General features: G+C 63.3%; 15 protein-coding genes. 5 read left to right on the top strand and 10 right to left on the bottom strand.

Annotated elements, in window-relative coordinates:
- Positions 1-8: 8 nt before the first annotated feature.
- From C9422_RS17165 to C9422_RS17150, 4 genes are all read right to left on the bottom strand, one after another.
- Positions 9-1067 (bottom strand): TauD/TfdA family dioxygenase, encoded by a 1059-nt coding sequence (locus C9422_RS17165; protein WP_116581475.1) that lies wholly within the window; start codon positions 1065-1067, stop codon positions 9-11.
- 52 nt (positions 1068-1119) lie between these two features.
- Positions 1120-10353 (bottom strand): non-ribosomal peptide synthetase, encoded by a 9234-nt coding sequence (locus C9422_RS17160; protein ID WP_116581474.1) that lies wholly within the window; start codon positions 10351-10353, stop codon positions 1120-1122.
- 237 nt (positions 10354-10590) lie between these two features.
- Positions 10591-11325 carry a thioesterase II family protein gene (locus C9422_RS17155; RefSeq protein WP_116581473.1) on the bottom strand — a complete coding sequence of 245 codons (735 nt, stop codon included), beginning with the start codon at positions 11323-11325 and terminating at the stop codon, positions 10591-10593.
- Positions 11326-11511: 186 nt separating this feature from the next.
- Positions 11512-12684: an MFS transporter gene (locus tag C9422_RS17150; protein WP_116581472.1), complete on the bottom strand. Its 1173-nt coding sequence runs from the start codon at positions 12682-12684 to the stop codon at positions 11512-11514.
- 256 nt (positions 12685-12940) lie between these two features.
- On the opposite strand from C9422_RS17150, the gene C9422_RS17145 reads away from it, so the two are divergent.
- The gene (locus tag C9422_RS17145; protein ID WP_116581471.1) at positions 12941-14764 is read left to right on the top strand and encodes a glycoside hydrolase family 15 protein; all 1824 of its coding nucleotides are present in this window, start codon (positions 12941-12943) and stop codon (positions 14762-14764) included.
- 40 nt (positions 14765-14804) lie between these two features.
- Here C9422_RS17145 and C9422_RS17140 read toward each other — a convergent pair whose 3' ends face one another.
- Positions 14805-15788, bottom strand: a complete 984-nt coding sequence (locus C9422_RS17140) for a GlxA family transcriptional regulator (protein ID WP_116581470.1) — start codon at positions 15786-15788, stop codon at positions 14805-14807.
- An 89-nt stretch (positions 15789-15877) separates the two neighbouring features.
- Here C9422_RS17140 and inhA point away from each other — a divergent pair, with 89 nt between their 5' ends.
- Complete coding sequence (inhA, locus tag C9422_RS17135) at positions 15878-16564, top strand: isonitrile hydratase (protein ID WP_116581469.1); 687 nt, start codon at positions 15878-15880, stop codon at positions 16562-16564.
- Positions 16565-16900: 336 nt separating this feature from the next.
- Here the strand turns inward: inhA and C9422_RS17130 are convergent, their stop codons facing one another.
- The gene (locus C9422_RS17130) at positions 16901-17389 is read right to left on the bottom strand and encodes an SRPBCC family protein (protein ID WP_116581468.1); all 489 of its coding nucleotides are present in this window, start codon (positions 17387-17389) and stop codon (positions 16901-16903) included.
- Between the two features lie 199 nt (positions 17390-17588).
- Between C9422_RS17130 and C9422_RS17125 the strand changes: the two genes are divergently transcribed.
- Positions 17589-17987: a GFA family protein gene (locus C9422_RS17125; protein ID WP_116581467.1), complete on the top strand. Its 399-nt coding sequence runs from the start codon at positions 17589-17591 to the stop codon at positions 17985-17987.
- A 63-nt stretch (positions 17988-18050) separates the two neighbouring features.
- The gene (locus tag C9422_RS17120) at positions 18051-18452 is read left to right on the top strand and encodes a lysozyme inhibitor LprI family protein (RefSeq protein ID WP_015094134.1); all 402 of its coding nucleotides are present in this window, start codon (positions 18051-18053) and stop codon (positions 18450-18452) included.
- Positions 18453-18592: 140 nt separating this feature from the next.
- Here the strand turns inward: C9422_RS17120 and peaD are convergent, their stop codons facing one another.
- From peaD to peaA, 4 genes are all read right to left on the bottom strand, one after another.
- Positions 18593-19711 (bottom strand): quinohemoprotein amine dehydrogenase subunit beta, encoded by a 1119-nt coding sequence (gene peaD, locus C9422_RS17115; RefSeq protein ID WP_116581592.1) that lies wholly within the window; start codon positions 19709-19711, stop codon positions 18593-18595.
- A 38-nt stretch (positions 19712-19749) separates the two neighbouring features.
- On the bottom strand, positions 19750-20073 hold the full coding sequence (gene qhpC, locus C9422_RS17110) for a quinohemoprotein amine dehydrogenase subunit gamma (RefSeq protein ID WP_007971075.1): 324 nt from the start codon (positions 20071-20073) through the stop codon (positions 19750-19752).
- 1 nt (position 20074) lies between these two features.
- The gene (gene peaB, locus C9422_RS17105; protein ID WP_116581466.1) at positions 20075-21505 is read right to left on the bottom strand and encodes a quinohemoprotein amine dehydrogenase maturation protein; all 1431 of its coding nucleotides are present in this window, start codon (positions 21503-21505) and stop codon (positions 20075-20077) included.
- 83 nt (positions 21506-21588) lie between these two features.
- Positions 21589-23169, bottom strand: a complete 1581-nt coding sequence (gene peaA, locus C9422_RS17100) for a quinohemoprotein amine dehydrogenase subunit alpha (protein ID WP_116581465.1) — start codon at positions 23167-23169, stop codon at positions 21589-21591.
- A gap of 489 nt (positions 23170-23658) precedes the next feature.
- On the opposite strand from peaA, the gene C9422_RS17095 reads away from it, so the two are divergent.
- Positions 23659-25149 carry an aldehyde dehydrogenase gene (locus tag C9422_RS17095; RefSeq protein ID WP_007977837.1) on the top strand — a complete coding sequence of 497 codons (1491 nt, stop codon included), beginning with the start codon at positions 23659-23661 and terminating at the stop codon, positions 25147-25149.
- Positions 25150-25286: the final 137 nt, after the last annotated feature.

Here is a 25286-nt window from a genome sequence, read left to right as displayed (position 1 = left end):
GGGTGTCCTTATTCCTGATCCAGGTCGGCGCTTTTCTGCGCGATGGCCATGGCCGTGAGGATTTTTCTGTAGCCGGTGAATTCGTTGCGCGCATGCACGCTGAGGATGTTGTCGAGCAGGACCACGTCGCCCTTCTCCCAGGCGAACTCGACCATCACCTCGCGGTAGATGCCTTGCAGGTGACGGATCACGTCGTCGGGAATCGACGAGCCGTCGCCGAAGAAGGTGTTCTGCGGCAGGTCTTGCGGACCGAACTCACGCAACAGGTTGTCGCGGATGCTGTCCGGCAGGGTCAGCGCGTTGAAGAAGGTGCCGTGGTTGAACCAGATGCGCTCGCCGGTCAGCGGGTGGCGCACGATGGCCGGACCGTTCTGCCGGGTGCGCAGGCGGTTGCCGGACTTCCACTCGGCCTGGATGCCGATCTTGGCGCAGTAGGCTTCGACCTCGGCGCGGTCCTCGCTCTGGAACACGGTCTGCCACGGCAGGCCCATGCCGTCGCCGTAGTTGCGCACGTACATGATGCGTTTACGGGCAAATTCTTCGCGCACCGCCGGGTCGATCCGCGCGAGGATCCGGCGGGTATCGCCGAAGGGTGTTTCGCCGCCGGTGGCCGACGGGGTGTCGCAGTAGAAATACAGGTGACGCGGGAACACCGGCGAATACGAGTGTTCGTTGTGCGGGAAGATTTTCTCCGGCGCCGGGTAATCGGTGGAGCTGTAGATCTTGAACTGACCGGTGATCTGGGTGCGTGGCGAGGCGCGGAACAGGTACTCCAGCGCGCCGCCGGAAATCGCATCGACGCAACGGTTGAACTCGCCGATATCAGCCACCTGGAAGCCACGGAACAGGATCACCGCGTGCTCCAGCAGCTTGCTTTCGATCAGCGCGCGATTCTGGCTTGCCCATTCCACCAGGTTCACGCCGGACACGGCCGGACGGCACACCAGCGGCATGCTGTGGGCTTCGAACATCGGCGCAAAACTCACCAGCCGCGTCGGATCGGTGGACAGGCTTTTGCGGGCACCACGACCCATCTTGGGAATGGACTTGGTCGTTGAAACGGTCATAAACCCCTCCAGAAAATGTTGACGGCGGCGCTATAGGGCGCCGCTGCCTGAATCAGTCCGCTGCGGTTGGCACTGTCGGCGCGCCCCGGTTCGCCGAGCGGCGCTTGATCGCCATGGCACCGCCGAGCAGGGCCTTGCGTTGCTCGTTCAAGCGCGCCTCGGCACGGCGCTGGACATCGCTGGCCAGGTTCAGCAACTCACCGACCTGCAAAGGATCAGCGCTTACCAACGCCTCGAGCACCGCGCGGATCTGTTCGAACAGACATTCCAGCGTGCTCGGCAGGTACTGGCCGGCCTGTGTCTCGAAGCTCAGGTGGATGTGCTGCGCGTCGTTGTAGAACGCAGCGACCATGCCGATCTCGGCGGCCTGACGCCCGGAGGGGAAATCCTCCACGTGCAACCCATCCATCGAGGGCAAGCGACCGACGCCTTCCTGGTAAATCAGCTTGATGTCGAACAGCGGCGAACGGCCGGCCCGGCGCGGCAAGCGCAAGGCTTCCACCAGGCGCTCGAACGGCAGGTCCTGGTGGTCCGAAGCCTCCAGCACCGCCCGGCGACAGGCCTCCAGCAATTGCGCTGCCGGCTGCCCGGCATCGACTTCCACTTGCAGTACTAATTGGTTAACGAAGAAGCCGACCATTTCTTCAAGCTCGGCTTGATTTCGGTTGGCGATATCGGTGCCGATGCGCACCCGAGCGACCTCGGTACGCTGGCGCAACACCAGGGTGAAACCGGCCAGCAGCAGCATGAACAGCGACAGATCGCGCTGTTGGGCAAAGTCGCGCAACTGCTGGCTGAGTCCGGCACTGAAGGTGAAATGCGCGCTGGCCCCCTCTTGCGCCGTGCGCCGGTCGCCATCGGCGGGCAACTCCAGCACCGCTTGTGGCTCGGCGAGGCGCTGCTGCCAGTAGTCGAGCTGGCGTTGCAACTCGCCACCCTGCTCCAGCCACTGGCGCTGCCATTTGGCGAAGTCGGCGTACTGCACGCTGTGCGCCGGCAGTTGCGGGGTCTGGCCACGGTTGAGGGTTGGATAGAGCGTGACGAATTCATTGATCAGCACGCGGAACGACCAGTCATCGGCGACGATGTGATGCACCGTCAGCAACAGCACATGCTGGTCATCCGCGACCCGCAGCACCCGCACCCGCAGCAACGGGCCGTGGCGCAGGTCGAATGGCCGCGCGACTTCCTCGCGGGCCAGGTGTTGCGCCTCGACGTCCGGCGCCGGCAGATGCCGCAGGTCGCCGGCCTCGAAGCTCAACGGCAATTGCCGGTGTACCCGCTGCCAGGTCTGGCCATCTTCTTCGTAGAAGGTGGTGCGCAACACCGCGTGGCGCTGCACCAGGGTTTCGAAGGTCTGGCGCAGGGCGTCGAGGTTCAGCTCGCCGCGCAGGCGCAAGGCACCGGGCATGTTGTACATCGAGCTATCCGGCTCAAGGTTCCACAGGAACCACAAGCGCTGCTGGGCAAAGGACAGCGTCTGGCGTTCGCCGGAGGTGTCCGCCACCAGCGCCGGGCGTTCACAGCGGTGTTGCAGTGTCTGTACCTGTGCGGCGAAATCCTCAAGGCGCGGGTGTTCGAACAGGCTGCGCAGGCTCACCGACAGGCCCATGCGCTGGCGGATCTGCGAGACGATTTGCGTCGCCAGCAAGGAGTGCCCGCCCAATTCGAAGAAGCTGTTCTCGCGGTCGACGCGACTGACCTGCAACACCTGCTGCCAGATCTGCGCCAGCTGGATTTCCAGTGCCCCCTGCGGTGCGCTACCGGTTGCGACCTCCCAGACTTGCGGGGCCGGCAATGCGGCGCGGTCGAGTTTGCCGTTACGGTTGAGGGGCAACGCGGCAAGCACCACCAGTTGCGTCGGCAGCATGTAGTCCGGCAGGCGCTCGCCCAAGGCGCGGCGCACGGTGTCGGTGAGTTGCCGCGCATCGGCGTCCAGCTGTTCCTCCGAGGCGGGCACCACGTAGCCGATCAACTGCTTGCCGCCGACGCCTTCGTGCACCAGCACTGCGGCTTCGCTGATCATCGGCAGGCCTTGCAGGTGCGCCTCGAGCTCACCCAGTTCGACGCGGAATCCGCGAATTTTCACCTGATGGTCGATACGCCCCAGGTATTCCAGTGCGCCGTCCTCGCGATAGCGCGCCAGGTCGCCGCTGCGGTACAGCCGCGCCCCCGGTGTGGCGGAAAACGGATCGGCTATGAAACGCTCGGCGCTCAAACCCGGACGCTGGTGATAGCGCTGGGCGAGGCCGGCGTCACCGCCGATGCACAGCTCGCCGACACAACCGGTCGGCAGCAGGTGGCCTTCGCTGTCCAGCACATACAACGCACGCCCAGGCAGTGCGCGTCCAATCGGCACGCCAATGGGATTGCGGGTATCGGCCAGGGTGCATTCGTGGGTACTGGAAACGACCGTGGCTTCGGTCGGCCCATAGGTATTGAGCAGGCGCACATCGCCCAGACCGGCGGCATGCCACAACTTCAGGCCCTCCAGCGACATGGCCTCGCCACCGACGTGGACCTGACGCAAGCGCCCTTTCTCACGCTGCGGTTGCGCAGCCCACTCTTGGGCCAGCAAGAACCAGTAGGCGGCCGGCAGGTCGGCCAGGGTCACGCCGCGCGCGATGATCTGCCGATAAAGCGTGTCGGTGTCCCACACCTCATCGCCGCGCATCACCAGCGCCGCGCCCACGCACAGCGGCGGGTAGCACTGCTCGACAAAGCCGTCGAAGCTGAAGGTGGCGAATTGCAGCACACGGTCTTGTGCTGTGAGTTGTGAATAGTCCGCCGCGATCACGCAAAACTCGCGCAGCGCGGCGTGGGCCAGGCACACGCCTTTCGGGCGTCCGGTGGAGCCGGAGGTGTAGATCAGGTAGGCGAGGTCTTCGGCGCTGGCGAGGTTATCCGGGTTTTCGGTGGAGTACCCGTCAACGTCCGGCTCCAGCGCCAGGCGCGGCAAACCTTGCGGCAGCGCTAAATCGGTGAGCAAGCCCGGCTGCACCAGCAGCAGATCCATGCCGCTGTCTTCGATCATGTAGGCCAGGCGCTCGGCCGGGTAATCCGGATCGAGCGGTACATAACCGGCGCCGGACTTGAGGATGGCCATCAGGCTGACGATCATCTGCGCATTGCGTCGCACCGACAGGCCGACCCGTTGCCCCGGCGCCACACCCAGGGCGCGCAGGCGATGGGCGAGCTGGTTGGCTTGCGCATTGAGCTGGGCGTAGGTCAGGCACTCGTCGCCGACCATCACCGCCAGTGCATCGGGCGTGCGTGCCGCCTGTTGCTCGAAACGCTGATGGGCCAGCAACGGGCTGTCGAGTGGCGGCGCGGGCGGACGCGAACCGGTCAACACCTTTGCTTGCGCCTGTGCATCGAGCAAGCTGATCGCGCCCAATGCCTGTTGTGGTTGTGCGACGAACTGCTCCAGCACCTGCAACAGGCTGGCGCCCAACTGGCTGATCTGCGCCGCGCTGAACCGGCTGCGGTCGAAGCTGAAATCCAGACGCAGGGTGGCGCCGACTTCGATGCCGAGGGTCAGCGGGTAGCTGGTGATTTCGTGATTGCGCAGCGCGCCGAAGGTCAGGCCCGCCGGCGCCCCTTGCTTGAGGGCTTCGGCCACCGGGAAGTTCTCGAACACCAGCAGGCTGTCGAACAACGCCCCCTGTTGCCCGGCCCAGCCCTGGATGTCGTACAGCGGCACGTGTTCGAACTCGCGCAGGCTCAGGTTCAGTGCTTGCAGGTGGTTGAGCCACTGGGCCACCGACTGCCCCGCTGGCGGTGCGGCAATGATCGGCAAGGTGTTGATGAACAGCCCCAATTGCTGCTCGATGCCCGGCAGCGGCGCGGAGCGTCCGGCCATGGTGGCGCCGAACGCCACGCAGGATTGGCCGGTGTAGCGCTGCAACAGCAGGCCCCAGGCGCCTTGCAGCAAGGTGTTGAGGGTGATTTTCTGTTGGCGGGCGAAATCGCCCAGGCGCTGTAGCGCGGCGCTCTCAAGGGTCAATTGATGCTCGCCCATGCCGCGTCCTTCGACCGGTGCCGGCAAGGCTTGCGCCAGCAGCGTCGGCGTTTCCAGTGGCGCCAGCGCTTGCTTCCAGAACTGCTCGGCGGCCAACAGCGGCTGCTGTTGAATCCAGCCCAGATAATCGCGGTATTGCCCCAACGGCCTGGCCAGCGTCTGGCCGGCGTAATGCTGAATCACTTCGCCGAGCAATTGCGCGTTGCTCCAGCCGTCCATGAGGATGTGATGGCTGGTGTAGATCAGGTGCCAGTCTTCAGGGTTTCGGCGCACCAGCACCAGGCGGAACAACGGCGCGGCGCTGAGTTCGAAGCCGCGACTGCGCTCTTCGGCGGCCAGTGCATCGAGGTCGACATCGACCGCTTCGATCACTTGCAGTTGCAGGTCGATCTGGCGATGAATCACCTGGTGCGCAGATTCCAGTCCCAACCAGTGGAAGCTGCTGCGCAGGATGTCGTGACGGTTGATCGCCGCCTGCCAGGCCCGGCCGAATGCCGCCAGTTCCAGTCCCTGGATGTCCAGGCGCAACTGATTGATGTAAGCCTCGGCCTGGGGTTCGTACAGGGTGTGGAACAGCATGCCCTGTTGCATCGGCGTCAGCGGATACAGGTCCTCGATGGCCGGTGCCGGGACAGGCAAGGCATCGAGTTGCGCCTGGGTGATGCGCGCCAGCGGGAAGTCCGACGGCGTGACCTGGCCTGGCGTTGTCGCGCAGCAATGTTCGATCAGTGCCTTGAGTTCTTCGGTGTAGGCATCGGCCAGTCGCTGCACCGTGAACTCGGCGAACATGTCACGGCTGAAACCCCATTGCAGCGAGAGCTGTCCGCCATACACCTGGCCTTCCACGGTCAGCCAGTTGGCCAGCGGCGCATCATCGCCCTGGGCCTGACCAGCGCTTTCCGGGGCCGGGATGAACAGCGCAGCCTCATCGAACTGACGGTCGAACTGCCCCAGGTAATTGAAGGTGATGCGTGGTGCCGGCAGGTCTTGCAGAAGCTGGCGCTGCGCCGGTTCGCCGAGATAGCGCAGCAACCCATAACCCAGGCCTTTGCCGGGAATGGCGCGCAGTTTTTCCTTGATCGACTTGATCGAATTCGCCGCCCCGGCCTCGGGTTGCAGGCGCACGGGAAACAGGCTGGTGAACCAGCCGACGGTGCGGCTCAGGTCGAGGTCGTCGTCCAGGTCTTCGCGGCCGTGGCCTTCAAGCTGGATCAGCGTCGAGCCCTGCCCGCTCCAGCGGCAGATGACCCGCGCCAACGCGGTGAGCAACAGGTCATTGACCTGGGTGCGATAGGCCGCTGGCGCCTGTTGCAACAATTGGCGGGTCAGCTCGGCATCCAGTGTCGATTCGATCTTGTGCCCGTGGCGCTGCTGCAAGCTGCCCTGCGGATGGTCACACGGCAGGTCCCGGGCATCCGCCCGTTGCGCCTGCCAGTACGGCATTTGCCCAGACAAGGTGCCGGCATGCTGTTGCAGGTGCGCGGCCCAGGCTTGATAAGCGCTGGTTTTCTCGGGCAGCGCCACTTGCCGGTAAGCCTGCTGCAAATCTTCGAGCAACACCCGCCACGACACGCCGTCCACCGCCAGGTGATGGACCACCAGCAGCAGGCGCTGGCTGCCATCGTCGAGGTTGACCAGCAAGGCGCGCAGCAGCGGCCCGTTGGCCAGATCGAGGCTGCGTTGCGCTTCATCGCACAGCGCGGTCAGGTCTTCGGCCGAAGACGCCCGACGCAGCCACAAGCCAGCGGATTCGACCTGCGGCCCATGGTGTTGCTGCCAGCCTTGGGCACCGTCGATGAAGCGCAGGCGCAAGGCGTCGTGGTGGTTGATCACGGCGACCAGCGCCCTTTCCAATGCTTGCGGATCCAGCGCATCCCGGGGCGTCAGCAGCAGCGACTGGTTCCAGTGCTGACGCTGGGCAATGGCCTGTTCGAAGAAGTAATGCTGCGCCGGGGTCAGGACCACCTCGCCGCTGACCGGGCCTTGATCGATGCTGCTGCGGCTATCGAACGTCGCGACCAATGCCAGGCTGCGCACGGTCTGGTACTGGAACAGATCCCGCGGACTGAGGCGAATCCCGGCCTGGCGGGCGCGGCTGACCACCTGGATGGAAATGATCGAGTCGCCGCCGAGCTCGAAGAAGTTGTCTTCGAGGCCCAAAGGTTGCGTGCCCAGTACGTCCTGCCAGATCTGCGCCAGCATGGTCTGCATGGCATCCTGCGGTGCGACGAACGCCTGTTGCGGCGCGGCGTCCGGTGGCGGCAAGGCCTTGCGGTCGAGCTTGCCGTTGGCAGTCACCGGCAAGGCATCCAGCGGCATCAGGTACGTGGGCACCATGTATTCCGGCAGGCTGCCGAGCAGCCAGGCCTTGAGGGTTTGCGGCCATTGCGCATCGGCGTCGGCGTTTTCCAGCACCAGATACGCCACCAGATGCTTGCCACCCTGCACCAGCACCACGGCCTCGCGCACCAGTTCATGCTGCATCAGGCGGGTTTCGATCTCCCCCAGTTCGATGCGCAGGCCGCGCAATTTGACTTGATGGTCGAGGCGCCCGAGGTATTCGATCACGCCATCGGCGCGCTGCCGGACGCGGTCACCGGTGCGGTACAAGCGCGCGCCGTCGTGGAACGGACACGGCACGAAACGCTCGGCGGTGAGCGCCGGACGCCGGTGATAACTGCGCGCCAGCCCGGCGCCGCCGAGGTACAGTTCCCCCGCCACGCCGGTCGGGACCGGGAGCAATTGCGCATCCAGCACATGGGTGCGCAGGTTGGCGATGGGCCGGCCGATGGGCACGCTGTCGGCGCCTTCGTCGATGCAGGTCCAGTGGGTCACGTCGATGGCCGCCTCGGTCGGGCCGTACAGGTTGTACAACCCGGCACCCGGTAGCTTTTTGAACACCTGCAATTGCGCATCCAGCGGCAGGGCTTCCCCGCTGCAGACAATGCGCTTGAGGCCGGTGCAAGCCTCAACACCCGGTTCGTGGATGAACGCCTGGAGCATCGACGGCACAAAGTGCAGCGTGCTGATGCCGTGGTCGGCGATGAGGCGGATCAACTGCGCCGGTTCCCGATGTGCGCCCGGTGGCGCCACCACCAGACGCGCGCCGGTCATCAGCGGCCAGAAGAACTCCCAGACCGACACGTCGAAACTGAACGGGGTTTTCTGCAATACCGAATCGCTGCCATCGAGCCCGTAGGCCTGCTGCATCCAGCACAGGCGGTTGACCAGCGCCGCGTGACTGTTGCCGGCGCCTTTGGGCTTACCGGTGGAACCGGAGGTGTAGATCACATAGGCCAGGTTCAACGGATGCACCTCGACCTGCGGGCAGGTGTCGCTGTAGCCGTCGAGCCAGTCGTGCGGCTGGTCCAGGGCGATGATCTTGACGCCGTCGGTGGGCAGCGCGCCGAGCAGATTGCCTTGCGTGAGCAGCAGTCCAATCGCGCTGTCGTCGATCATGTAGGCCAGACGTTCGGCCGGGTACTCCGGGTCCAGCGGTACGTAGGCCCCCCCGGCCTTGTGAATGGCCAACAGGCCAATGACCATGTCCAGCGAACGCTCGACGCAGATCCCCACCAGTACATCCGGGCCAACGCCCTGCTCGCGCAGGTAATTGGCCAACCGGTTGGTGCGGGTATCGAGTTGCGCGTAGCTCAGCTGGCGCTCGCCAAACACCAGCGCAGTTGCCTCGGGCGTGCGTCGGGCCTGGGCCTGGATCAGCTGATGCATGCACTGCTCGACGGGATAGACCTCGGCGGTGCGGTTCCAGTCCTGCACCAGCACCTGTTGCTCATCGGCGCTCAGCATCGGCAACTCGCCGATTTTTTGCGTCGAGTCGTCGACTAACGCCTGCAACAGGCGCGTCCAGTGCCGGGCCATGCGCGCGATGGTGTCGGCTTCGAACAGGTCGTTGGCGTAGGTCAGCGCGGCGTGCAGCTTGCCGCCCTTCTCCCAGGTGTCGAGGGTGAGGTCGAACTGGGTGGTGCGGATTTGCCAGTCGATGCAGCCCAGCACCAGGCCGGAGGCAGTGCTGACCGACGCCATGTCGGCCACGTGCGGCTGGTGGTTGTACATCACCTGGAACAACGGCGTGTGACTGAGGCTGCGCTCCAGTTTCAACGCTTCGACCAGGCGCTCGAACGGCAGGTCCTGATGGGCCTGGGCGCCGAGGGCGGTTTCCTTGACGGCGCGCAGCAGGTCGTCGACCCGGGTCTGGCCGTCCAGTTGGGTACGCAGCACCTGGGTGTTGACGAAGAAGCCGATCAGGCCTTCGATTTCCCCACGGTTGCGGTTGGCGATGGGCACGCCGACGCGGATGTCGGTCTGCCCGGTGTAGCGATGCAACAACGCGTTGAAGGCGCCGAGCAACAGCATGAACAGGGTGATGTTGTGCTTCTGCGCAGTGCTGCGCAGTTGTTCGGCCAGTTGCGCTTCGACCGCGAATTCATAGCGGGTGCCGCGATAGCTCGGCATGGCCGGGCGCGAATGATCCAGGGGCAATTCCAGCACCGGATGTTCATCGCCCAGTTGCGCCTGCCAGTACGCCAGTTGCCGCGCCTGCTCGCCCGCCTCCAGCCAGCGGCGCTGCCACAGGGCGTAGTCGCTGTACTGAATCGGCAACGCTGCCAGCTGCGGCTGCGTGCCCGCATCGAAGGCGTCGTAGCAGCGGATGAATTCGTCGATCAGCACGTTCATCGACCAGCCGTCGGAGACGATGTGGTGCAGGGTCAGCAACAGCACGTGCTCAAGTTCTGCGAGCTTGAGCAAGGTGACCCGCAGCAGCGGGCCGGTCGCCAGATCGAACGGCAGCATCGATTGCTGCTCGGCGGTGTGCGCCACGGCCCGCTCGCGTTCCTCGGCGGGCAGTGCGCTGAAATCCAGCTGTTCGATCAGCAACGGCGCCGTGGCCGGCACTTGCTGCAAGCTGTCGTCGACCTGACGCTGGAACAGCGTACGCAGGGTTTCATGCCGCGCCACCAGGCTGGCGAACGCCTGCTCCAGCGCCGACAGGTTCAAGTGCCCGGTCAACCGCACCGCGCCCGGCAGGTTGTAGGCGCCGCTGTGCGGGTCCAGTTGCCAGAGGAACCACATGCGTTGCTGGGCGTACGACAACGCCTGGCGATCCTCGGCCTCGATGCCGGCCGGGATCGGGAAACGGGCGAAATCCACGCCCTCCTTGTGCAAGGCCGCCAGGAACATCTGACGTTTTTCCAGGGGCAACCCGATAAACCGGCGAGCAAGTTTCAAGGAGTCTTCAGCATTCATCTATCGGCATCCGCATCAGTAGGCGCAAGGGCGCGTCGTGCCTATAAAACGAATGCAGGCGGGAAAAATTAGCGGATCAGGCGAAAGGCGAAGCGCGGAAAAACAGGTTGATAAATACCCCTGTGGGAGCGGGCTTGCCCGCGAAGAGGGAGTGTCAGCAACATACTTATCGCTTGACACACCGCCTTCGCGGGCAAGCCCGCTCCCACAGGGGGCTGGTGAAATTCGGGAGTAGTGTTAACCCACGGCAGCCATGGAATGCCGCCGATGATGCCCCTCAAGCTGGTCCTTGATCACCCGCAGCACCTTGGCCTCCTGCTCATGGATGAAAAAGTGCCCGCCGGCCAGCATGTCCACCGAGAAACTGCCGCGGGTTTCCTGGCTCCAGCCGATCAATTGCTCGGTGGTGGCGCGGTCGGCCTTGCCGCCGAGCACGTGCACCGGGCACTTGAGCAACGGGCGCTGCACCGGTTCGAAACGCCCGCACAGCAGGAAGTCCGCGCGCAGCACCGGCAGGGTCAGGCCCATCAACTCTTCATTGGCCAGGATCTCTTCGCTGGTGCCGTTGAGGGTGCGCAATTGCTCGATCAGTTCGGCATCGGTTTTCGGCTGGGCAAAGCCGCGGTCGTAGTCGGCGCGCAGGGTCGGCGCGGCGGTGCCCGAGGCGAACAGCGCGACCGGTTCCGGGCAACCCAGCGAGCGAAAGGCGTGGGCCATCTCGCAGGCCAGCAACGCCCCCATGCTGTGGCCGAACAATGCATACGGCGCCTTGAGCGTGGCCTTCTGTTCCTGGGCCAGTTGCAGCGCCAGGCGGCGCATGTCGGTGTGCAGGGGCTCGCCATAGCGCGCGCCCCGCCCCGGCAATTCCACCGGTTGTAGCTTGAGCCATTCCGGCAGTTTGCGCCGCCAGCGGCTATAGACCATGGCACTCGCGCCCGAATAGGGCAGGCACAGCAATGTCAGCGGGGTCACCGGGATTTCCTCGAGAGTTGTCTGTATGGAGAACGGATGAGGTGTTCCGGGAATTAGCCATATGAGTAACCCTGTGGGAGCGAGCTTGCTCGCGATAGCGCAGTATCAGTCGACATCATTGGTGTCCGACACGCCGCCATCGCGAGCAAGCTCGCTCCCACAGGGAAATGCCCCACAGGTCGATCTTCATTGCAAATGGCGATAGCTCGGGATCGCGGAGCCGAGTACCAGCGCCCCCGCCGCAATCGCCAGCCAGAACCCGCTGCGCGCGCCGAAGGCGTCCACCAGCCAGCCGGAGCCGGCGGCGCCGATCGCTACGCCGATGCTCAGCCCGGTGACCAGCCAGGTCAGGCCTTCGGTGAGTTTGGCCGGCGGCACGATCTGCTCCACCAGGGCCATGGCGACGATCAGCGTCGGGGCAAAAAACAGCCCCGCGACAAACACCGCCAGCGACAAGCCGAGAATGTTCGCCGCCAGCAACAACGGCAAGGTGGTCACCGCCGTTGCCACGCCGCCGTACAGGAACAGGCGCGCCAGCGGTACTTTCGAACGCAGTGCGCCGAAGGCCAGCCCGGCCAGGCACGAGCCGATGGCGTAGACCGACAGCACGATGCTCGCCGCCGCCGGTTGGCCCTGCTGCTGGGCGAAGGCGACGCTGACCACGTCCACCACACCGACGATGGTGCCCATGGCGACCATCAACAGCATCAGCAATTGAATGTCGCGCGAGCGAATGATCGAGCCTTGATGGTGATCTTCGTGGGGATGTACCGGCGGCTCCGTGCTGCGCTGCAACACGAACGCGGTGACGCCGACAGCCAGCGCCAGCAAGGCCGCCAATGGCCCGGCTTCGGGAAACGCCACCACACACAGGCCGACGGAAAGCGGCGGCCCGACGATGAAGCAGACTTCATCCAGTACCGATTCCAGGGCGTAGGCAGTCTGCAACTCGGGGCGGCCGCGATACACCTCGGTCCAGCGGGCCCGCACCATCGCCGACATGCTCGGCATGCAACCGGCCAGCGCAGCGAAGACAAACAGCGTCCAGTGCGGCGCCTGCAACCGCGTGCACAGCAACAGCAGCAACAGCGCCCCACCGCCGAGCAACGCCGCCACCGGCAGAATCCGTCCCTGGCCATACCGATCCACCAGCCGCGAGACCTGCGGTGCGCAAAACGCCGTGGCCAGGGCGAACGTCGCCGCCACCGCGCCCGCCAGACCGTAGCCACCCTGCAATTGCGAGAGCATGGTGATCAGGCCGATGCCGGTCATGGAAATCGGCATGCGCGCGAGCATGCCGGCCAGCACGAATGCGCCGCTGCCAGGGGCTTTGAATAACTCGCGATAGGGGTTTGCCATGGGTCGGGTCTCATCAGGGGACTGCACGTTGCCATAACGGCTGATTGCGGGGGAAGCGTGGAATTGTTGGTTGAATGTGAAGGCCCCTTCGCGAGCAAGCCCGCTCCCACAGTTGATTTGTGTACGCCGTCCAATGTGGGAGCGGGCTTGCCCGCGAAGAGGCCCTCACAGACAACTCACATTCCCCGCCAAATGAACTCTCGACCACCCGGACCAGTCAGCTAAATAGGCCCCAGACTCCCGGAGTTGCGCGACAATGGCTGATCACCCCGAACGCCAAAGCCCCATCGACGCCCACGGCATCATCGGCGACATGCGCAGTGCGGCGCTGGTCAACGACAAGGGCAGCGTGGATTTTTTCTGCTGGCCGGAGTTCGACAGTCCGTCGATTTTCTGCTCACTGCTGGACACCCCCGAGGCGGGGATTTTCCAGTTGTCGCCGGACTTGCCCGACGCCCGTCGCGAACAGATTTACCTGCCCGACACCAACGTGTTGCAAACCCGCTGGCTCAGTGACCGGGCGGTGGTCGAGGTCACCGACCTGCTGCCCGTCGGCGACACCGAAGACGACCTGCCACTGCTGATGCGGCGGATACGCGTGGTCAGCGGCCGCGCCACCTTTCACATGCGGTGCGCGGTGCGCCATGACTATGCCCGCGCCAGCACCCGCGCGAGCATGGACAAGGATGACGTGATCTTCGAGGCTGCCGACCAGCCGCCCCTGCGACTGCGCGCCGATCAAGCCATGCACATTGATGCCAATGGGGCGGTCGCGCAGTTCACCCTTGAGCAAGACCAGACCGCCCAGTTCCTGCTCGGAGCGCCTGGCGACCCACGCTTCAAGGAGGGTGCCGCCGATCTGTGCCTGGAACGCACCCTGAAGTTCTGGCGCGACTGGATCGGCCAGTCCAACTACCGCGGGCGCTGGCGTGAAATGGTCAACCGCTCGGCCCTGGCCATGAAGCTGCTGACCTCGCGCAAGCACGGCGCCATTCTCGCCGCGGCTACTTTCGGCCTGCCGGAAAGCCCCGGTGGCGAGCGCAACTGGGACTATCGCTTCACCTGGATCCGCGACGCTTCGTTCACGGTCTATGCGTTCATGCGCCTGGGCTTCGTCGAAGAGGCCAACGCCTACATGCGCTGGTTGCGCGGCCGGGTCAGCGACTGCCGGGGCAAGCCGATGAAACTCAACATCCTGTATGCCATCGACGGTCGCCAGGAGTTGCCGGAAATCGAGCTGACGCACCTGTCCGGTCACGGTGGCGCACAACCGGTGCGCATCGGCAACCAGGCGTACCAACAGGTCCAGCTCGACATCTTTGGCGAGCTGATGGACGCGATTTACCTGGTCAACAAGTACGGCGAAGCCATCTCCCATGAAGGCTGGAAACACACGGTGGAAGTCATCGACCAGGTCTGCGAAACCTGGGAGCAAAAGGACGTCGGCATCTGGGAAATGCGCGGCGAGCAATATCATTTCCTGCATTCACGGCTGATGTGCTGGGTCGCCCTGGACCGCGCCATCCGCCTCGCGTCCAAACGCTCGCTGCCCGCCCCGTTCGCCCGCTGGGACCAGACTCGCCAGGCGATCCATGCCGACATCTGGGAAAACTTCTGGAATGAGGAGCGCGGGCATTTCGTCCAGCACATCGGCGGCACCGGCCTGGACGGTTCGATGCTGCTGATGCCGCTGGTGCGCTTCGTCAGCGCCCGCGACTCGCGCTGGCTTGCGACCTTGCAAGCCATCGAAAAGAGCCTGGTGCGCGACGGCATGATCTACCGCTACCGCAACGACGACAGCCGGATCGACGGCCTGCCCGGCAGCGAAGGCGCCTTCGCCGCCTGCTCGTTCTGGTACGTCGAATGCCTGGCCCGCGCCGGCCAGCTCGACAAGGCCCACCTGGAGTTCGAACAGTTGCTCAGGTACGCCAACCCGCTGGGGTTGTATGCCGAAGAGCTCGACAGCCATGGGCGGCACATGGGCAACACACCGCAGGCGCTGACGCATCTGGCGTTGATCAGTGCGGCGTGTTTTCTGGATCGCAGGTTGAGTGGGGAGAAGGTTGTTTGGCAGCCTTGAGTACGGATCAAACAATGTTCGAGTTCAGGCAGTAAGTGACTCAAGGCACTACTGGATCTACTCCGGCACTGACCGAAAACCGCTCCCGATAAGCCTGCGGTGTCACCCCCATGGCCCGCAGGAAGCTGCGGCGCAGGGTTTCTTCGCTGCCGAAGCCGCATTGCACCGCCACCCTTTTGATCGGCACTCCGGTATCGCTGAGCAGACGCCGCGCGGTTTCGACGCGGATCAGTTCGATGGCCCGGGCCGGGGTCTGGCCGGTGTCGGCGCGGTAGTGGCGCACGAAGCTGCGTTCGCTCATGCCGGCCTGCAAGGCCAGCGTCGGGATGCCAAGGTCCTTGGTCAGGTTTTCGCTGATCCAGGCGTGAAGTTCGTCGAATCGCTTACCTTCCTGTTGCAGGGACAAGGTCACGCTGAATTGCGACTGGCCACCCGGACGCTTGAGAAACACCACCAGTTGCCGGGCAACTTCCAGGGCCATGTTGTGCCCCAGGTCCTGTTCGACCATGGCCAGCGCCAGGTCGATGCCGGCCGTCACGCCGGCCGAGGTCCAGACCGGGCCGTCGTTGATGAAGATCGGGTTGGGTTCGACCTGCAAGCGCGGGTGCTGTTGCGCCAGTTGCTCGCAGCGGGTCCAGTGGGTGACCACGCGCCGGCCATCGAGCCAGCCACTGGCCGCCAGCAGAAACGCACCGGTACACACCGAGGAAACCCGTCGGCAGCCACGGGCATGCTCGCGCACCCAGGCGACCAACGACGCATCTTGCGCCGCCGCGTAGACACCCCAGCCACCGGCGATGATCAGGGTGTCAGTGCCGTCATCCGGTAAGGGTTCGGCCAACAGCGCCAGGCCCGCCGACGACATCACCGCCCCGCCGCCGCTGGCAATCACCGTCGGCGCGTAGGGTGGCGGCAGGCCTTGCTGGCGGGCAATGTCGTTGGCCGAGGCGAATACCTGCAACGGCCCGGTGACGTCGAGCAATTGCACGTTGGCGAACGCGAGTACATGGATGGTTTTCGACATTTGGCGTAATTCGTGGGGATATTGGCGTATACGCCAAATCCTACGAGCCTACAGTTGAACCGTCCACCCCACTTCACGAGAAAAACACCATGACGTTGCAGATCGGCTTTCTGTTGTTTCCACAGGTTCAGCAACTGGACCTGACCGGCCCCTATGACGTACTGGCCTCGCTGCCGGATGTGAAAGTGCATCTGATCTGGAAGGACCTGATGCCGGTCACCGCCAGCACCGGCCTGCTGTTGAAACCGACGACCACCTTCGAGGATTGCCCGGCACTGGACGTGATCTGCGTACCCGGTGGCAGTGGCGTGGGGCCGTTGATGGAAGATGACCAGACCCTGGACTTCCTCAGGGCCCAGGCCGCCAACGCCCGGTACATCACGTCGGTGTGCACCGGCGCACTGGTACTGGGCGCGGCGGGATTGCTCAAGGGCAAACGCGCCACCACTCACTGGGCCTATCACGAGTTGCTCAAGCCGCTGGGCGCAATCCCGGTGAAGGATCGGGTGGTTCGCGACGGCAATCTGTTGACCGGTGGCGGGATCACCGCCGGTATCGACTTCGCCCTGACCCTGGCCGCCGAGCTGTTCGACCCGGCCACCGCCGAATTGGTGCAGTTGCAACTGGAATACGCTCCGGCCCCGCCGTTTACGGCGGGCAGCCCCGAGACGGCGCCGGCCAGTGTGCTGGAAGAGGCTCGCCAGCGGGCTGCCGGCTCGTTGAAGCTGCGGGCGGAAATCACCGAGCGCGCGGCGGCGAAACTCGATCGTCAGTAAGAAAACGGCGGCAGGAACACGCTTGCTGCCGCCCCCGACCTTTCCTGCGGTCACAAAAAAACCCGCCGAAGCGGGTTTTTCCAAGACCATGACGACTCCTTGTCGCAGCGTTCCTTGCATATGGTCGATCATCCGTGATCCTGAGCACATCCTGTGCTTCAGTGGGTGAGGCCAGAATACGCATCGGATCCAAATTGTAACAGGCGATATCACTACCATCGCGTGTAAGACATTCGCTATAAGCCACCTTCCGAAAACCCTTAGACGCCTCAGGTGCCTGGCCTGGAAGCCGTGAGTCTAAAGGCCTCCAGCTGACTTTCGACGGCCAGGCGCTGGTCAGTCACCCTGAAGCTCGTGGGCCTTGGCCTTTTCCACAAGAAACTGTTCGATGTTGCTCATCTGCTCATCCCAACCACGGCTGTCCATACGGAACGCCTTGAGGCGACGATGCTGGGGAATGTGGTCGAAACCCGACTCGGACACCTTCAGAAGCGTGCCTTCATCCATGTCTTCAAGCTCGAATTTCACCAGGGTGGTGGGTTCCTGGGAGTAATCGAACTCCGGCTCTATCGCATAAGGGTGCCAGCGAAACGAAAACAGCCGTTCCGGCTCGACCCGCTCCACCAGTACATTCCAGCGCAAATGCTCATAACCGGGGTAGGTAATCTGCCCCTGGGTCCACTCGCCTGCCACAAAACGCTTGCCTTTCAGCGCCACGCCAAACCACTGTCCGAACTCTTCGGCATTGGCCAGCATGCGCCAGACCTGCGAACGCTTGGCCTTGAGCAGGATTTTCCTTTCGATGCGATCAGATGCTGGGTTCATAAGTCACCTCCTGTACTTGAACAGTAGGTCAGTAAGACCACAAGACCAACCCTAAAGTTGTACCAATCGGGATGGGCAATCAACCATGCCTGAGATATTCGGTTGCATTTGCGCGGATAAGTTCTGGGGCCGGAGAAAAGTCAGAGCCTGGAAACTGCTAACGTTCTCCCTCCAGATCGCCCCACGAAAGGAGTCGTCCATGAAAAACCTGCGCGGCAGTTGCCTGTGTAAAACCATCGAATACCAACTCGATAGCCTCGACATGCCCATCAGCCACTGCCATTGCCAAACCTGCCGCAAGGCTCACGCGGCAGCGTTTGCATCGACCGCCGGGGTCATGCGCGAGCACTTTCGCTGGATCAAAGGCCAGGATCGCCTGAGCCGCTACGAATCGTCGCCGGGCAAGTTTCGATATTTCTGTTCGGTCTGCGGTTCACACCTGATGGCCGAGCGGCCGGCCCAGCCTCACGTGATTGTTCGTGTGGCGACACTGGATGATGACCCGAAAATGACCCCCCAAGCGCATATCTGGACGTCTCATGATGTGCCTTGGCTTGAATACCCATTGGTGGAAAAGCATGCGCAGTGGCAAGCGTAGCGGACTGAATCCGTCACACGGCTACACTGCACCTCAACATTCGGTCACAGCGAGTAATCCGGCATGAACCCACGCTTACTATTGGCATTGACGCCTCTGCTGTTCACCTCCATGGCGGTCGCCGTGGACTGCGACAACGCCAGCGACCAGGCGACGATGAACCAGTGCGCGGCGCAACAGAATGCGGCCGCCGACAAGGAGTTGAATGCGCTGTACCAGCAGATCACTTCGCGATTCAAGGGCAACCCGGACAACAAGAAGCTGCTGGTGGGTGCGCAGCGGGCGTGGGTTGCGTTCCGCGATGCCGAGTGCAAGTTCTCGGCCTCCGGGGTGGAAGGCGGGAGTGTGTATCCGCTGATCTACAGCAACTGCACCACGGAACTGACGAAGGCACGGGTTCAGACGTTCAAGAACTACCTGAAGTGCCAGGAGGGGGATATGAGTTGCCCGGTGCCGGGGGTTTAAGATTTTCAGTGTTTTTGCGGGCCTCTTCGCGGGCAAGCCCGCTCCCACAGGGTTCAGTGGTGTTCACACAAGAGTGACCACACCACAACCCCACTGAGGGAGCGGGCTTGCCCGCGAAGGCGTCAGTTCAGTCGCCGCGATTACCGGACGAAAATCTGCGCCGTGGTAATCGCCATGTCCCCGCCCGGCAATTTGATGCTGCCGGTCTGTTTCAGGCTGTCGGCATCGAAGATCGCCACGTCGTTGAACGTCCCGGCCAGGTAGATCTTGCTGCCGTCCTTGTTGAAGGAAATGCAGTAGTAGGAGTGATCAAGCGTTGCCGCCTGGAGCATTTTCTTCTCCTTGATGTCGTACTTGGCCAAGCGATTGAGCACGCCGAACATCAGGTTCGGGTCCTTGGGCGAGCGCATGCCGCTGAAATAGATTTCCGTCAGCGGCCCGAAGTCGGTGGTTTCGGTCTTGCCGGTTTTCAGGTCGACGCTGAACAGGCCGTACAGGTATTCGGCGGTGGCCGGGTCCTGCTTCTTGTCCTTGAATTTCGCGGCGGTGTAGAGCAGCGAGAAGTCGTGCCGATACGTCTGCTGGTTCCACACGTAGAGCACGTCCGGCGCGCTGTAGTTCGGGCGTTTCCAGTGACGGCTGGGGATCAGCACGTCGAACTTGCCGGTCTGCACGTTGACCTTGTAGACGTCCGCCCCCGCCACATACAGGGTGCCGTCGTCGCCACTCTGCATGATGGTCAGTTGCCTTGGCGCCGGGAAGCTGCGCACCGGTTTGGCATCCATCCCGGCGTCGGTCTTGTACACGTCGAGCCGAGGCTGCTGCACTTCGTAGCGGTCGTTCATCATCAGCGTCGGGTTGGCGATGGTGAACAGTTCCTTGCCGTCATGGCTGAGGGTGAAGGCGAACATCGACCTGGCTTTCTCCCCCGGCTTCTGGGTGATGCTGGCGTGGAACACCTGTTTGCAACTGTCCAGTTCGACGCCGTAGACATCCGCGTAGTGGTTGTTCAGCACGTACGCGGTCTTGCGGTCCGGCGACAGTTGCACGGTGCCGGGGCCGAAGGCATCGGGCATCTTGCAGGTCTTGTACAAGGTGTCGGTGGCCAGGTCGATCACGTGCAGGTTGTTGGGGTAGTTGGTGGTCAACATGTATTCGTGACCGTCCTGCAGCGCGGTGTTTTCATCGGCCAGGACACTGACCGAACAACTGCTCAGGACGGCAAACGCGGCCAGGCCGCAGGCTTTGATGCTGTGCATGCTGGAATCCTTCTTGTTATACGCTGCTTTCAAGGGCATCACTTGTCCTTGGGGAAGACAGTGCCGAGGTTGCGCCAGTTTTCGTTGGACGCCTGGGCATCCTTGTTCCAGTCCGGGTAGGTGCTCATCATGTCGGGCACCTGGGCCGGCCACCAGCAAGGGTCGGAGCACCCGTAGAGGTCGGCCTCCATCGGCTGGCACAGTGACGACACACCGCCGAACGCATCGATTTCCCAGCCCGGGTCGGTGGTCGAGGCACAGCCCGCCACGGAGCTCATGGCCACCACTTCCTCAATGCGGTTCTCGTCCGCGGCCTGATCCAGCTTCAACGCCTTGTTATTGATTGCCTTGAGATGTTTCATATCAGTGAGCCTTGCGCGGAGTGATGTAACTGCTGATGAACGCAGGGTTATGGGCCATGATCCGGGTGTAGACCTCAATGCCGAAGTCGACCCAGTCACGCATCAGTTCGCAGTAGTGATAGGTCGGGTGCGTCGGGTCGCCGTAGCGGGCGTAGCTCTCGTGGTAGCAACCGCCGGAGCACAGGTTGCGGATCTGACAGTCTTCGCAACCGGTGTTGGTGCGGTCCAGGCGCTGGGACAGGAAGTCGTTCAACTCCACCTGCTTGACGCCGCTGTGGACGTTGCCGAAGGTCGGCAGGCTCGAACCGGTAAAGCGGTGGCACAAGTTCAGCTCACCCTTGTGATCGACCGCCAGCATCTTCAGGCCCGCACCGCACGGCAGGGCCTTTTTGTGGCCTTCGTGGATGTCGGTGATCAGCTGGTGCAGGTTGGAGAAACCGATGTTGCGGTGCTCCAGCGCCGCTTCCAGATAGCGCCGACCGAGGCGTTTCATGCTAGCGAAGACTTCGATCAGCTCATCACTGGTCAGGTTGAAGCTGCTGATATCGCCGGAAGTCACCGGAGCAAAGCCGACTTCAGCAAAACCCAGCTCGTTGAACAAATGATCCCAGATGGTCTCGACATCGGTGACGCCGGTGGTCAGGGTCACCCGCGCGCCCACCGGACGGCTGTTGTAGCGCGACAGCAGCATCTCGGCCTTGCGCCGCACCACGTCATAGGTGCCCTGCCCGCCCACGGTGATGCGGTTGCGGTCGTGCACGGTCTTCGGCCCGTCGATGCTCACTGACAAGCCAAAGCGGTGGGCGTTGAGATAGTCCACGGTCTCTTCGGTGAGCAACGTGGCGTTGGTGGTCATGACGAATTCGACGAACTTGCCGGCTTCGCGAAAACGCTTCTCACAGTAATCGACCATGTACTCGATCAGCTTGCGGTTGCTCAGCGGTTCGCCGCCGAAGAACACCACGGTGAAACGCTCTTCGTCCGGCGATTCGCGCAGCAGCATTTCCACCGAGGCGATGGCCGTTTCGACGTCCATCTTCTTGCCGGCCGACGGCTTGTCGAGGTCTTCCTTGTAGCAGTAGGTGCAGCTCAGGTTGCAGCCGGTATTGACGTTCAGCACCACGGTGTTGATCGCCGTGCGCTCGACCCGTTTGGTGGCGATGTCCGGGGTCAGCGGCGAGCCGTCGCTGACCAGCTCCAGGGCCATCAGCTCGCGCAGCGTCTCGGTGATTTCCTCGCCGTTGAAGCGCGCGGCCAGGCGCTGGATCAGGTCGTCCGAGGAGCAGCCGGGGCCGCGCAGGGTATCGATGATGGTGCCCGTCAGTTCATCGCTGGCGAACAGCGAACTGCTGGGGATGTGAAACAGCATGCGGTCGGCATCGACCTGCACTTCGTGCAGATTGCGTTCGACCAGATTCAAGATAGCGCCCATTGCAAACCTCCTGTGCAAACCCCGCTTGGCGGGGCCTGCGATCATTCCGAAAAGATGTCTGAAACCGTGAGAGATCAGTCAACTCATGGAATGGGTGGATTGTTCCAGCGTTGCACGGTCACGATCATGTGGCCTTCGCCGGTCAGGGACTTCCCTGCGTCGTCGACGGCGGCGATCACCTTGAGGTTGCCGGCATTGTTGGTGGACATCTTGCGCGCCGGGTTCGGCCCGGCATCGCCCGGTGTGAACACGCCCGCGTCGGCCTGCATGGTGCCGGCGAACTTGACGTCTTCGTCTTCCTTGGCACGGTCGTCGAAGGCTTCGACCTTCCACTGCGCCGGGAAAACGCCGATGCGGTACGGCTTGCCATCGGCGCCCTTGCCCCAGGCCTCGGCATCGAAACGGCCCTGGACTTTCGGCGTCGAACCGCCACCCTCGCCGATCCGTGCCACCGAGAACTCAGGCACGACCTTGACTGCGTCGATCTTGCTGTACACCGACAGGCTCGGGCCTTTCAGCGTGCCGACGGTGACTGCACGCGCGCCCGGCTGGGCATTGGCGGCGGCCTTGAGCTTGACCTTGATCTGCTCCGGGCTCTGCGAGACGACTTCGACCACTTCCACGCCTTTGCCGAAGTTCGGCTTGCCGGAAAGTCCGCTGCCGATCAGGGTCACTTCGGTCTCGCTGCCGGCCTTCACGTAGCCCGGTTGCACCGCCAGCAAACGTTGGGAGCCCTGTTTGGCGGCGACGAAGTCCAGGCCGCGCTCGTCGTGTTCGGCCTCGAACATCCGGCCCTGCATGGCATTGCCTTGCGCGGCGAACACCTGGCGCATGGTCACGCCATCGATGGTCACGTTGCCGCGCCATTCATAGCCGGTGTAGAGAATCGCGCTGCCGTCGCCGTTGAATGGCGTGCCGTCGGCATACTGGCCTTTGACGCTGACCTTGAAGGTGTCGCTGCCGTCGGCGGTTACGCTCATGACACCGGCCAGCTCGCCTTTGCCCGGCAAGTGACCGCTGAAGCTCCAGTCCCCCGCCAGCGCCTCGCTTTTCGGTGCGGCGCTCTGCCATTTTTTCCAGGCCGGGTTGTCCAGCGGATAACGCTTGGCCAGCAGCGGCACCATCTCTTTGCGGGCCAGATCGAACCAGTCGCGGTCGCGGGACAGGGCCTGGTATTCGAGTGACGGCCATTGACCGAGGTGGAAGTTCACCAGGCGCTCCCACTCCTGGGCCGGCCGCCGTTGCAGGGCCACCCGCGCACCGGAGTGGCAGCGGCCGCACATCTGGCTGGTCTGCTCATCGAATTGTTCGACGGTATTGAGCCGGCGCTCCAGCGCATAACGCACGCCGTCGGTTTCGCTCGGCGCCAGGCCCTGGGTATCGGCCAGGTATTTGACCAGCGTGCGACGGTCGTCGTCGCTGATCTGCAACCCGTGCATGGTCTGCATGCGGGCAATGCTCATCAGCCAGCCTTCCGGCGTCTTGCGCTGGTGGCTGATGCGGCTCAGGCCGTTATCGGCTTCGGGGGTATGACAGCCCTGACAGGTTTCCTTGAGGATGGTCTGGGCGTCGCGGGCTGCCAGGCTATAGGGCGAATGCAGCGCTACGCAAGCCGCTACGGCCAGCAGGCTGGCGCTCATGCCTGATCGGAGTTTTCTCTTCATCAACGTCGAACCTCGCACGGTGCGTTCTTATTGTTGTGACTTAGCGTTTTTATGGTTTCTGCCGCCGGCGGTGAACCGCTGACGGAGGCAAGAGAAACGTCTGCGATGAGCAATACACGGAGCGTGCCAGCTTATGAATAGTGTTCTTTATCAATCATTTAGTTGAAATACAGGGCTATTGGCGCCTTCTGAAGCAGACGACAGGCGTCCAATTTCGCGACAGTTGTTTCACTCTGAGACAAGCATAGGATCAAGATCAAAAGATCGCAGCCTGCGGCAGCTCCTACAGGTGTGCGGCGATTTTCGTGTAGGAGCTGCCGCAGGCTGCGATCTTTTGATCCTCACTGTCGCAATTTGCGACGCTCACTTGTTCCCCTGTCATCGGCAAATAGCCCAAGAGGCCCATCCGATCAGGGTTCCAATCAAACAAGCACAACTGGCACAGCCATTGCGAAAGACCTCGCCACACGAACAAGACGAGGTTTCATCATGTCGCTCCCACACCTGCTTCCCGCCACTTCGGCGTTCATCCAGCGCGCCCCGCGCATGCTCATCGGCGGCGACTGGGTCGAGGCCGCCGACGGCCAGACCATGCCCCTGCACAACCCGGCCACCGGTGAAGTGCTGTGCGTGGTGCCACGGGCAACGCCGGAGGATGTCGACCGCGCTGTACTCGCCGCCCGCCAGGCGTTCGACGATTCCTCCTGGACCCGCACCCGCCCCCGGGAGCGGCAGAACCTGTTGTGGAAACTCGCCGACCTGATGCAGCGCGACGCCGAGCTGCTGGCGCAACTGGAATGCCTGAACAACGGTAAAAGCGCGGCCGTGGCCCAGGTGATGGACGTGCAACTGGCCATCGACTTCCTGCGCTACATGGCCGGCTGGGCGACCAAGATCGAAGGCTCGACGGTTGACGTGTCGGCACCGCTGATGCCCAACGATCAGTTCCACAGCTTCATCCGTCGTGAAGCGGTGGGCGTGGTCGGTGCCATCGTTGCCTGGAACTTCCCGCTGCTGCTGGCCTGCTGGAAACTCGGCCCGGCCCTGGCCACCGGTTGCACGGTTGTACTCAAACCGGCCGATGAAACCCCGCTGACCGCACTGAAACTCGCCGAGCTGGTGCTGGAGGCCGGTTATCCCGAAGGCGTGTTCAACGTGGTCACCGGCACCGGCATCACCGCAGGTTCCGCCCTGACCCACAATCCGCTGGTGGACAAGCTGACCTTCACCGGCTCCACCGCGGTGGGCAAGCAGATCGGCAAGATCGCCATGGACTCCATGACCCGGGTCACCCTGGAACTGGGCGGCAAGTCGCCGACCATCGTCATGGCCGACGCCGACCTGAAAACCGCGGCGGCCGGGGCCGCCAGCGCGATTTTCTTCAATCAGGGCCAGGTCTGCTGCGCAGGTTCGCGGCTGTATGTGCAGCGCAAGCACTTCGACAATGTGGTGGCGGACATCAGCGACATCGCCAACGCGATGAAACTCGGCAACGGCCTGGACCCGAGCGTCGACATGGGCCCGTTGATCTCGGCGCGCCAGCAGGAGCGCGTGTACGGGTACATCGAAAAGGGCCGGGAAAGCGGCGCGACCATCGCCTGCGGTGGTGAGCAGTTCGGCCCGGGGTTCTTCGTCAAGCCGACGGTGATTGTCGATGTCGATCAGAAGCACTCACTGGTGCAGGAAGAAATCTTCGGCCCGGTGCTGGTGGCGATTCCGTTCGACGACGAAGCCGATGCCCTGCGCATGGCCAATGACAGTCCCTACGGCCTGGGGGCGAGTATCTGGTCGAATGATCTGGCGGCGGTGCACCGGATGATTCCGCGCATCAAGTCGGGATCGGTGTGGGTCAACTGCCACAGCGCGCTGGACCCGGCGTTGCCGTTCGGCGGCTACAAGATGTCCGGGGTCGGGCGTGAGATGGGGTATGCGGCGATCGAGCATTACACCGAGTTGAAGTCGGTGTTGATCAAATTGTGATTTGTAGCGTCCTTTAGGCCGCCTTCGCGGGCAAGCCCGCTCCCACAGGGTTTTGCGTCGATCTCAGGATCATGGCTCAACACAAGTCCACTGTGGGAGCGAGCTTGCTCGCGATGAGGCCGGTCGAGACGGCTCAA

This window comes from Pseudomonas sp. B1(2018), from assembly GCF_003097365.1.
GTDB classification, from domain to species: domain Bacteria; phylum Pseudomonadota; class Gammaproteobacteria; order Pseudomonadales; family Pseudomonadaceae; genus Aquipseudomonas; species Aquipseudomonas laurylsulfatiphila.
The sequence above is the reverse complement of the archived record's forward strand: the minus strand, read 5'-3'. Positions and strand labels throughout refer to the sequence as shown.

Bases quoted from the DNA above. Each gene is read 5' to 3' on its own strand.
- inhA (WP_116581469.1), top strand. From the start codon at position 15,878: ATGACGTTGCAGATCGGCTTTCTGTTGTTTCCACAGGTTCAGCAACTG.
- C9422_RS17120 (WP_015094134.1), top strand. From the start codon at position 18,051: ATGAACCCACGCTTACTATTGGCATTGACGCCTCTGCTGTTCACCTCC.
- C9422_RS17165 (WP_116581475.1), bottom strand. From the start codon at position 1,067: ATGACCGTTTCAACGACCAAGTCCATTCCCAAGATGGGTCGTGGTGCC.
- qhpC (WP_007971075.1), bottom strand. From the start codon at position 20,073: ATGAAACATCTCAAGGCAATCAATAACAAGGCGTTGAAGCTGGATCAG.
- C9422_RS17160 (WP_116581474.1), bottom strand. From the start codon at position 10,353: ATGAATGCTGAAGACTCCTTGAAACTTGCTCGCCGGTTTATCGGGTTG.
- C9422_RS17125 (WP_116581467.1), top strand. From the start codon at position 17,589: ATGAAAAACCTGCGCGGCAGTTGCCTGTGTAAAACCATCGAATACCAA.
- C9422_RS17145 (WP_116581471.1), top strand. From the start codon at position 12,941: ATGGCTGATCACCCCGAACGCCAAAGCCCCATCGACGCCCACGGCATC.
- peaA (WP_116581465.1), bottom strand. From the start codon at position 23,169: ATGAAGAGAAAACTCCGATCAGGCATGAGCGCCAGCCTGCTGGCCGTA.
- peaD (WP_116581592.1), bottom strand. From the start codon at position 19,711: ATGCACAGCATCAAAGCCTGCGGCCTGGCCGCGTTTGCCGTCCTGAGC.
- C9422_RS17140 (WP_116581470.1), bottom strand. From the start codon at position 15,788: ATGTCGAAAACCATCCATGTACTCGCGTTCGCCAACGTGCAATTGCTC.
- C9422_RS17150 (WP_116581472.1), bottom strand. From the start codon at position 12,684: ATGGCAAACCCCTATCGCGAGTTATTCAAAGCCCCTGGCAGCGGCGCA.
- C9422_RS17130 (WP_116581468.1), bottom strand. From the start codon at position 17,389: ATGAACCCAGCATCTGATCGCATCGAAAGGAAAATCCTGCTCAAGGCC.
- C9422_RS17095 (WP_007977837.1), top strand. From the start codon at position 23,659: ATGTCGCTCCCACACCTGCTTCCCGCCACTTCGGCGTTCATCCAGCGC.
- peaB (WP_116581466.1), bottom strand. From the start codon at position 21,505: ATGGGCGCTATCTTGAATCTGGTCGAACGCAATCTGCACGAAGTGCAG.